Source organism: Sphingopyxis macrogoltabida (genome assembly GCF_001307295.1).
Classification (GTDB): domain Bacteria; phylum Pseudomonadota; class Alphaproteobacteria; order Sphingomonadales; family Sphingomonadaceae; genus Sphingopyxis; species Sphingopyxis macrogoltabida_B.
This window is the reverse complement of sequence record NZ_CP012700.1, coordinates 1,464,474-1,474,537: the sequence shown is the minus strand read 5'-3', so window position 1 is coordinate 1,474,537 and position 10,064 is coordinate 1,464,474. Positions and strand designations below refer to the sequence as shown.

Annotated in this window: 6 protein-coding genes and 1 tRNA gene; 1 reads left to right on the top strand and 6 read right to left on the bottom strand. The window is 60.2% G+C overall.

Going from position 1 to position 10,064, the window contains the following annotated elements:
* Nucleotides 1-2: 2 nt before the first annotated feature.
* From AN936_RS06900 to AN936_RS06885, 5 genes are all read right to left on the bottom strand, one after another.
* On the bottom strand, nt 3-2,321 hold the full coding sequence (locus AN936_RS06900) for an ATP-binding protein (protein ID WP_054587490.1): 2,319 nt from the start codon (nt 2,319-2,321) through the stop codon (nt 3-5).
* A complete protein-coding gene (locus tag AN936_RS24635) occupies nt 2,318-2,503 on the bottom strand; it encodes a hypothetical protein (protein WP_149037613.1) in 186 nt (61 codons plus the stop codon). Before AN936_RS24635 ends, AN936_RS06900 begins: the two co-directional genes overlap by 4 nt.
* A complete protein-coding gene (locus AN936_RS06895) occupies nt 2,500-5,358 on the bottom strand; it encodes an SNF2-related protein (RefSeq protein WP_054587489.1) in 2,859 nt (952 codons plus the stop codon). The genes AN936_RS24635 and AN936_RS06895 overlap by 4 nt, the downstream gene beginning before the upstream one ends.
* A gap of 358 nt (nt 5,359-5,716) precedes the next feature.
* Nucleotides 5,717-5,801: transfer RNA gene (locus AN936_RS06890), tRNA-Leu, on the bottom strand.
* Nucleotides 5,802-5,862: 61 nt separating this feature from the next.
* Nucleotides 5,863-7,149, bottom strand: coding sequence for a site-specific integrase (locus AN936_RS06885; RefSeq protein WP_054587488.1), 1,287 nt, complete (start codon nt 7,147-7,149; stop codon nt 5,863-5,865).
* Between the two features lie 266 nt (nt 7,150-7,415).
* On the opposite strand from AN936_RS06885, the gene AN936_RS06880 reads away from it, so the two are divergent.
* Nucleotides 7,416-8,519 carry an AI-2E family transporter gene (locus AN936_RS06880; protein WP_054587487.1) on the top strand — a complete coding sequence of 368 codons (1,104 nt, stop codon included), beginning with the start codon at nt 7,416-7,418 and terminating at the stop codon, nt 8,517-8,519.
* A gap of 1 nt (nt 8,520) precedes the next feature.
* Here AN936_RS06880 and AN936_RS06875 read toward each other — a convergent pair whose 3' ends face one another.
* A complete protein-coding gene (locus AN936_RS06875; protein ID WP_054587486.1) occupies nt 8,521-9,975 on the bottom strand; it encodes a coniferyl aldehyde dehydrogenase in 1,455 nt (484 codons plus the stop codon).
* Between the last annotated feature and the right edge of the window lie 89 nt (nt 9,976-10,064).

The window sequence follows — 10,064 nt, the reverse complement described above, 5'->3', positions numbered from 1 at the left end:
CTTTAACTCGGCCGTTTCAGTGGGTGCAGGCGTCGCGTATCGCCGCTGTTGCGCCAATAGCTGCCGGAATTGGCGTTGCTCGGCCAGCCGTGATCGGGGCACACCAGGGTATCGACCAACACCAGGACTTCCTTGGCGAAACCGATGGCGTCGGTGTCCAGCAGCTCGAACGAGATGGCCTTAAAATGTGCGCCGAACGCATTGCGCACCTGCGCGATCCGCGTCAGCTCATCCAGGGTAGGCTTGAGCGTCACAGTGCTGGATGCGGGAGCGCCAGCGTCAGTTATGCCGTCGCGCAATTCGACTTTCAGGGCATCGCGCAGCTTGCTGCCGATGGCCGGAAGGAGATCACCCAGTGTATAGGCCGCGCCCTGGCGGCGCGGCACCGGGCATTCGTATTTTTGGGTGAGGTAGTCGAGCGCCGCCTCAAGGATCACGCCCGCCTTACTGCACACCGATTGGATGTCCACGGGCGATTCAGCTAGCCGTGACCTCAGCAACTCGACTTCTGGCAAAGAGCTTATGATGCGCATCCCGTCGTCGATCGCCCAGCCGGTCAGTTCGACGAATTGGCAGGGCTGGCCCGGTTTCAGCCAACCCCAACGGTATTTCTCGCGCCAAGGGCGGTAATGCGTGGTGACGATGGTGTGGCGGAAGCTACCGCTCACCTCGTAAATCATGCCGATGACCCGCTCGACATGCGGCTCATCCACGCTGCCCAGCACGTCATCAAGGATCAGGACGGTTTCCGCTGCGCGGTCGCGCGCCGCGAGCGCGAGGAACACACATAGGCCAAGTGTGTCCAAATGCGATTGGCTGAAATAGGCCTGTGGCGGCGCGTCCTGACCCTCGAAAGTGGCGCCGAGATTCAGCGATGCCCGGCGAGCGGGGTCAAGTTCCAGTGCGATCTTGTCCAGCCCCTCGTTGGGATGGACCTTCTCGTAGAGCTTGCCGACCTCCTTGGCGATGTCGCTGATGATGCCATCGGTGAATTTCTGGCGCTCCTCGACGCACTGAGTCAGCGCGGCCTCCAAGCTGGGAATCAAACTCGAAAGTTCGGTCACGCGCGCGGCGTTCGTATCGTAGCGTTCGGCGGCGGATTTCAGTTGCGTGCGGAATTTGCTCTCGCCGCGCCAACCCGCCTCGGCATTGGCCCAGGTTTCGGCAACTGGCTCATTTGTAACGAGCCACGCCGCAAGGATAGCAGGATCGTCCGGCGCGGTAGTCGCCGGAAGCTGCACCTGCGGCTTCCACTGGTGAGCGGCCTGAGCATCGGCGAGCGCTGCAACCGCTTTGGCATAGTCGGTCTTGACCTGCTGCAATCCGCTCTTGGCTGTATTAAGAGCCGACTGCGCCTTTCGCTTCTTCGCATTGGCGTCAGTCAGCGCGCCAAGTTGGGCGAGCGTGTTCTCAACCGCTGTGGCCAAACCAGCGATGTTCTCCTTGCTGTTGCAGAGCGGGCAGGAGTCCGTCTCCGCGTGGGCGTGCAAATAGGCCTTACCGGCTGTCAGCACGCCCTCGCGCTTGGCGGCATCCGCATCCACCGTCGCAAGCGCGTTCATTTGCGCCTGATCGGCATCGGAGGCTGCCGTCTCTGCATCCGCCAAAGCCGCTCGTTTGACGTCGAAGGTGCCGGGAAAGAGTTTCAGGGCGTCAAAAGCGGTGCGCAACTTGCCGATAGCGGAAATATCAGCATCCAGCCCCGTGGTCGGCTCTGCCAATTTTTGCTTGGCCCACTCGACGGGATTGAGACCGGCGGGGCTGCCAGCAGCTTCATAGGAGCTTTGCAGTTCTTCAAGGCTCTGCGCCTCGGATTGCTGCGCCGATGCGAGTTCTCCGCCAAGAGTTTTACCCTGCTGCCGCAAGGCTTCTTCGGATCGCTCGAATGCTTCGATGTCGATGAAGCGTTTGATCGCTTCGTAACGCTTCGCGGGTTGCGTCTCGATTAGCTCCAAGATCTGTCGCTGCCGGAGCAATTCTACGCGCGGAGCCGAGCCGGTGAGAACGGTCACCATGTTTCCGGCCAATTTACCGGTGCATTGACCGTCGCTGGAAGCAAGCTCCACGGCAACGTCGGTCGTTGGCTTTCCAACGGTCCGCCAGAACTTTCTGACGCCCGCGCCAAGACCGCGGCCGTCCAATGAGCCGATATTGTCTTTGGCAAGGAACTCGAAGGCATCACAAATGGTCGTCTTGCCAGTGCCGTTCTCGCCGTAGATCAGCGTGAATTTCTTGCCCTTCTCGAAGTTGAGCGCAAACGTGCCTGCTGAACCGCGAAAGGCGGTGAGAGTGAGCGATTTCAGCGTCGGTGGCGTAGTCACTGGCTGGCCCCCTTCGAAGTTGCGAGGTCGACTTCCAGTTTCCAATCGGCGCCGGACATCGTGCCAGCGGCAATTTTGACGATCAGCGCATCGCGCTTGTCAGCGCGCATCAACCCGGAGGCGATCAGCCGGTCCACTGCCGCTGCGGCCAGCTTGGCCGATGGGGATACTTCGTCGCTCACTGCACCCTCCATCGGATCGTAAAAAGTGGCCTGGTCTCGGCGCTCTGTTCCAATTTGCCTTCGATCTGGGCGATCAGCGCCGCCCGCTGCTCGTCGATCTTGTCCTGCGCGTCGAACAGCGAGCGGCGCTTGTTCGAGCGTTCGGTTTCGAGCGCCTTGACTGCTTTCTGACCCGCCAACTTGTCCTCAAGCGTCTGTGCGAGGGTCGCGGCACGACGAGCTTCCTTGATCTGGCGGTCGAGCTCTTTCAGCTCGCGCTCCAGGCCGACTTTCAAATCGTCCGCCCATCCGTCGAGCTTGTTCGCCTCAATCTCGAAGAATCGGGCATTGCGCTCGGATATGTCGCGCCGGATGTGCGCCTGCTGTTCGGCCAGCGATTGCCCAAGTGCGGCTGCAACTGCATCGGGCTGGGTTGCCGATCCGGTGACGCCGCCGGCGATTGTCATCATCCGGGAAGTCGCCTCGGCGCTAAGTGTTGCGCCGTCGTCGGTCTTTCCGGCGAGCAACAGATGATCCTCGCTCTGTCCCAACGCCTCGACCGACAGCATCGACGCCGCGAGCCAGCCCGATTGACCTTTCAGAAGTTCGATTTGGGAAATGCGACCTTCATGCCCTGAATAATCGAAAGCGATCTCAGCGACGGGCAGGTCGCGCGCTTGCGCGCGAGCAACGATGGCCTGACCGAGCGGATGATTGACGCGGAACAGATGCGCGTCGCCGGTGCGGCGCGGTAATTCATATAGGCCGATGGGAACGCCCTCGCCCGAAAGCCAATGCGGAACGGCATTGAGCCGGAACGATGATGAGTCGATGAAGTCAGCATCACCGTCCAGCTCGTGCTCCGCCAATTTCATCAACTGCCGCTCAAACTGGCTGAGGTGTAAATTCGTGTCGGCATTGCGGATCTTGAGCTTCTCGCGCACCTCGTCATCGAAATTTTCCAGCAGCTTTCGCCGCGCGTGGGTCATCGCCTCATTGATCTCAAGGGTGAGTTCGAGCTGGAGTTCGTCGAAAGCAGACTTGATCTCGTTGGTCTGGCGGCACTGCTGGTAGATACCGGCAATCCGCTTCTCGAAATCGACGCCCGATTCGATAGCCCCTAGCACTTCATCGCTCGCGCCGAACACGCCCTCGAACAGCTCGAATTTCTCGGAAAGCAATTGATAGACGCGCTGGTCGGCTTCATTTTTTCGATTGAGGAAATTGACGACGACGACATCGTGCTTCTGGCCGTATCGATGGCAGCGCCCGATGCGCTGCTCGATACGCTGCGGATTCCAAGGTAGGTCATAGTTCACGACCATCGAACAGAACTGGAGATTGATGCCTTCGGCACCGGCCTCGGTGGCGATCATGATCCGGCCCTGCTCGCGGAAATAATCAACCAGGGCGGAGCGCATATCGGCGGTTCTCGACCCCGTGACGCGGTCCGAACCCTCGTGGCGGGACAGCCATTCACGGTAAATCGCCTTGGACTCGTCATCCGTGTTGGTGCCGTTGAACAGAACTATGCGGTCGGCAAATGCGCTGTCGGCTAGCACCCGCAACAAATAGGATTGGGTCCGGCGCGATTCGGTGAAAATGATCGCCTTTTCATCGGCGCCCAATTCGCACGCCTTGGCAAAACCAACCTCAAGCGCCTTCAAGAGCGCCTTTCCCTTCGCGTTTTGCTCGATCGAAGCCGCAAGAGCAGCAAAATCGCGCAGCTCGGCAATTTCGATTTCGAGGGCGCGCTGATCCGCCTGGGTCAACGGCTTGACATCGTCGTCGGCCCATTCCTCGGCCGTCTCGGCGAGGGTTTCATAGTCCTCGTCGAGTTCATCGGCGAGTGACTGTGACGGACGGGCCTGATCGAGCCGCTTCTGTAGCCGGTTGGAAATCGACTCCAACGCTCCAGCAATCGCGAAAGTGGATGAAGCAAGCAGCTTGCGGAGAACGAGCGTCATCAAGGATCGTTGGCTAGCAGGCAGCGCCTGGAGATTCTCGCGCTGCAAATACTCCGTCACGAGATTGTAGAGTCGATCTTCCGCCTCGTCCGGGCTAAACTCTTCCAAAATCGCATGGCGCTTGGTGTAGGGAACATAGGCCGTAACCTGCCGACGAAGGGTTCGGTGGCAAACCGGTTTCAGGCGTTCGCGCAGAATCTCAAAGGTGCGTTCCTGCGACAGATTAGCGAATTGCTCACGAAAGCTCTTCAAGTCGCCAAACGTATGCTCATCAATGAAGCTGACCAATCCGAACAACTCAAGAAGCGAGTTCTGCAGAGGCGTTGCCGTCAGCAACAGCTTATGGCGCTCGGCAAGAGCAATTTTCAATGTGTTGGCGATCACGTTCGACGGCTTATAGACATTCCGCAGCCGATGGGCTTCGTCGATTACGACCAGATCCCAAGGCGTGGAATGCACGTCGGCGGCTTTGTTGCGGGCAAATTGGTATGAGCAGATCACCACGCTGCCGCTAACGTCAAAGGGTCTGAAATCCCCCGCCTTTGTGGCTGCATTGTAGGATTTTGATTCAAGTATTGTGCAGGGAATGAAGAACTTTTCGTTCAATTCCTGATACCATTGCTTACGCAGATTGGAGGGGGCGATTATCAAAACCCGTCGATTGCCCTCGGCCCAACGCTGAGAGATGACCAAGCCCGCCTCGATAGTCTTTCCTAGGCCGACTTCATCGGCGAGCAATGCTCCTTTTGACAACGGTGAGGCGAAAGCAAAAAGCGCCGCATCAATTTGATGGGGGTTCATGTCGACCTGCGCGCCAGCGACGGCAACGGCAAGCTTGTCGCTGCTATCTGACGACCTACGCCTGACTAGATCGCTAGCGAGATACTTAGAATGATAGTCAGTCAACATGCGGAATCTGCCCTTAGAGTATAGAGCAGCAAAGCAGCAGAGTGAAAAATGACATTCTCAGCATGTTAACAAATACACCCCTGCTTTTGTTGGCCAGGGTGCTTGAAGGCAAGCACGCTCGGCCTGATCGCTCTTCCTACACACTTGGCGACTGCAAAGCAGGGCAAAATTGCCGCTAAAGGCTATTTTCGTTGTTTGCGGCGATGGCCAAATCCCGTCCGGGATACCTACAGCCACCATGACAGACGGTTTTCTGTCATTTCGCGGAAGCGAGCCGTAGCCCGTTTGGTCCACTATGGCTCGCTTTGGCATGATCCACCCCACCGTGCGGCGAGGTATTGGATCATACTAAAGAAGATGGTGCGGGCGGTGGGAATCGAACCCACACTCCTTGCGGAACGGGATTTTGAATCCCGCGCGTCTACCAATTCCACCACGCCCGCGTTGCGAGACGCCTATAGCGCCGCCGCCGGAACACGCAACGGCAAACATCAGCAAGTTGGCTTATGTTGTTGGCATCGCGACCTTCTTTCCGGCGGCGATTTTCGGTGGTTTAGCCTTGCGAACATTGACGGCGGAAGCATCGATGTTGTTCTTCAAATGCCGCCCGTAAAATTTCTCGATCATCTCGACACTGGTGCGGCAGTTCTTGGCGACCTGATAAATGTCCGCCCCTTCGAGCAATCGCAGGCAGATATAGGTATGCCGCAAGCTGTAGCAGGTGCGGATGTGGCCATCGCGGTCGAACTTCAGATTCAGCTCGTCGAGGACCGTGTTCATCAACTCGCGCGGCGACTTCCCGAATATCCGATCGGTCGGTTTGAGCTGCTTGCGTTTGCGCACGCGCTCGAAGGGCAGGATCGCGCCGGGCATCGACTTGCAAAAACCGACTCCGCGCTTGCCGCGCACCTCGATCTCCAGGATGCGTTCGCCCGTCGATTCGTCTTTCACAATCTTGACGTCCCGCAGCTCAAGCCGCGCGGACTCGTCGGGCCGAAGCCCGGTGTTGCCCATGAACAGAACATAATCGTGGAAGGTCTCGCAGACTTCACGCCAGCGCGGCTTGGGCGGGTTCTTCGCCCGCTCGCGTGTGGCCTCATAAAGCATCTTATATTCCGCGGGCGAAAACCACGCGCGATGCTCCACCTTGCCGGACGTCTTGTAGGGCGCGGACATATCCGGGATTGCCGCAATCCAGCCTTTGCGATTGGCGGTCTTCAACACCTGACGAAGCGTGACGATCTCACCGTGCAAGGTCGCGCGGGCAGGCTTCTTCGGCTTGCCAGTTTTGGGATCGACCCGCGATGTCTGACGGTGCGCCCGATACTCCTGCACTTTGCCCGCCGTTATGTCCTCAAGCGCGGTGTCGCCAAAGAAGGGTAACAGGTGAACGCGAATGTGATCTGACTTAGATGCCACATATGCCGCGTTGCGTTCGCCCAGCGTGATTATCTCGAACTCGCTGGTGAAAGCATCTGCGGCGTCCTTGAAACTGGGGCCAGTTGGCGTTCGCCGACGCCGACCATCGGTCGGCGCGCCGGTTCTGGCGATCGGTGGCTGGACGGTGCCGTCCAGCAAGGCGCCACCACCGCGTCGGCGGTGCCGATCCTCGACGCAACGCTCCATATACCAGTCACGCGCGAAATCCTTGGCGGCAGCAAGGCTGACCTCCTTAGTCGTCTGCCGGTGGTTCCGGCTGCCAAGATAGGTCGAGCATTGCCAGTAGCGGCTGTTCTCACGCCGATAGACGTGCAGCGCCCCATCCATCAGCAGATGGCTTTCTTTTGGCATTGCGAGAACTCCAAAATGTGTAAGACATGTGTAAGTCTTTTTGGAGGCCTCGTCCTTGCTCAAACTATTGTTTTTCCGCGGTTTTTGGCTTACTTTTTTAGGCTAAACGCAATTTTGAGTCGAGCGCGTCTACCAATTTCACCACAGGGGCCCGTGGACGGTCGAAGGCTGAATATGATTCCCGCCGACGCCGATGCGGGGAGCCGTTGCCACATAAAGGTGGTTTTAGTCTAGTGGATAAGCGGCTTCGTGCATAAGACGGGCATATGACCGAAAAGACCAAGGCTTCCGCCCCCGCTCCCGCCGCCGCCCGATCGCGTGCGAAGGCCGAACCTGCGCCTGCCTTCGGGCCCGGCCGGATCGCCGGAGCGGCGGTGATCGTTATTGCGATTGTTGCGGTGGCGTGGCTCACGGTCACGCTGACCCGCTTTTTCATGCTGGTCTTTGCCGCCATCGTGCTCGGCGCGGTGTTCGATGCGATCGCGAGCTGGCTGTGCCGCCGGACGCGGATCGAACGCGGCATCGCGCTCGCCCTGTCGGTCGCGGGGATCATCGCGATCTTCGCGGGCGCCTTCATGCTGTTCGGTTCGCAGCTCGCGAACGAGATCGACACCATCCAGCGCCGGATTCCGCAGGCGCTGGCAGGCCTCGAAGCCTTTCTCGACCGCTACGGACTCGGCCAGCGGGTGCGCGAACTCGCCGCAGTCGGCAGCGACGATATTTCGCGCCTATTGTCGGAGGCAGGCGGCTATGCGCTCGCTGCGGGCAGCGGCATCGCCGATTTCGTCCTTGTTCTCGTCGCCGCGATCTTCCTCGCCAGCGACCCTGCGACATATCGGCGCGGGCTGTTGCTGATGATGCCGGCAAAGGCCGAGGAAACCGCCGCGCTCGCACTCGACGATGCCGGCCGCGGTCTCAAGGGCTGGATGGTCGGTCAGGCGGTCTCCTCGCTCGTGGTCGCGGCGCTCACCTGGGCGGGGCTGGCCGCGCTCGGCGTCCCCGCGGCGGGCGGGCTCGGCCTGATCGCCGGGCTGCTCGACGTGATTCCGATGATCGGCCCGATCATTGCCGGCATCCCCGCCGTGCTGCTCGCCTTCACCGTCTCGCCCGCGACCGCGCTGTGGACGCTGATCCTGTTCCTCGCGATCCAGCAATTGCAGGGCAATTTCCTGCAACCGATGATCCAGAAACAGGCGGTCGACGTGCCGCCCGCGGTGCTACTGTTCGCGGTCGTCGCCGCGGGCATATTGTTCGGCTTCCTCGGCGTATTGCTCGCCGCGCCGCTGACCGTCGTCGTCTATGTCCTCGTCCAGCGTGTCTATGTGAAGACGCTACTCGGTAAGGACATCAAGATCGCCGGGAAGGACTGAGCTACTTCTTCAGTTCTTTCGCCAGCGTCTTCGCCGTCGCCTTGCCATAAGGCGGCTTGAAGCCCGCAAGCCCGGCGACGTCGAGTTTCGGCTGGCGATAGACGGCGCGCGCGTGGCTGAAGGTGCGGAAACCGTCGACCCCGTGATAATTGCCCATGCCCGACGGCCCGACGCCGCCGAAGGGCAGATCCTCCATCGCATTGTGGAACAGCACGTCGTTGACCGTCACCCCGCCCGAGATCGTCCGCGTCAGCACGCGGTCCTCTTCGCTCTTGTCCTGCCCGAAATAATAAAGGCCGAGCGGGCGGTCGTTGGCGTTCACATAGTCGATCGCATCGTCGATCGTCTTGTACGTCTTCACCGGCAGGATCGGACCGAAGATTTCCTCCTGCATCACCTTCATGTCGTCGGTCGGATTGCGCACGATATGGAGCGGCATCTTGTGGCCGTTCGAGCTCGCGAAATCCTCCCCGCCGGGATTGACCTCGATCACCTCGGCGCCCTTGTCGCGCGCGTCGGTCAGATAGGATTGCAGGCGGTCGTAATTGCGCGTGTTGACGACCGACGTGTAATCGTCGTTGGCGAGCAGGGTCGGATAGAGCGCCGCGGCGCCTTTCGTCACGCTGTCGATCACCGCGCCTTCCTGATCCTCGGCGACAAGCAGATAGTCGGGCGCGAGGCAGATCTGGCCGGCGTTCATCATCTTGCCGAGTGCGACGCGCTGGCCGACGAGGTCCTTGTTCGCGCTGCGCCCGATGAAGGTCGGCGACTTGCCGCCCAGCTCGAGCGTCACGGGAACGAGGTTATCGGCCGCGGCGCGCATGATATGGCGCCCGACGCTGGTCGCGCCGGTGAAGATCATATGGTCGAAGGCGAGCTTCGAGAAAGCGATGCCGACGTCGGCATCGCCGGTGAACACCGCCATTTCGCTCTCGTCGAAATAATCGGGGACCAGCCGCGCCATCAGCGCCGAGACATTTTCGGTGAACTCGCTCGGCTTGACCATCGCGCGGTTACCGGCGGCAAGGATGCCCGCCATCGGCACGAAGACCATGCCGACGGGGAAATTCCACGGCGCCACGACGCCAACGACGCCCTTGGGCTGATAGACGACCTCGGCCTTCGCGCCGAGCAGGCCGAGCGGAAAGGTCGGCCTCCGCTTCTCGCCTTTCGACCAGGCCGCCATATGCTTTTTGGCATGCTTGAGCGCGCTGACCGACGGCATGATATCGGTCATCAGCGTCTGTTCGCGGCTGCGATGGCCGAAATCCTCGCTCACCGCCTTGGCGAAATCCTCGGCATTGTCGACGAGCAGCGCGATCGCGCGGTCGATACGGTCGCGCCTGACCGCGAGGCTTTCGGGCATCGCCGCGGTGAAGCTGGCTTTCTGCGCCGCGAGCACTTCGTGCATTCGCGCGGTCTCGCCGGCGATATCCTGCTTGATTGCGGTGGCCATGACCCGTCTCCCCATATCTGTTCGCTGCGTTTGATCACGCTGCGCGGCGGGTTGCAAGATGAAACCGGCTCCCCATCTCCTTCCCGCCC

Coding starts and splice junctions, on each gene's coding strand:
- AN936_RS06875 (WP_054587486.1), bottom strand. CDS start 9,975: ATGGCCACCGCAATCAAGCAGGATATCGCCGGCGAGACCGCGCGAATG.
- AN936_RS06895 (WP_054587489.1), bottom strand. CDS start 5,358: ATGTTGACTGACTATCATTCTAAGTATCTCGCTAGCGATCTAGTCAGG.
- AN936_RS06885 (WP_054587488.1), bottom strand. CDS start 7,149: ATGCCAAAAGAAAGCCATCTGCTGATGGATGGGGCGCTGCACGTCTAT.
- AN936_RS06880 (WP_054587487.1), top strand. CDS start 7,416: ATGACCGAAAAGACCAAGGCTTCCGCCCCCGCTCCCGCCGCCGCCCGA.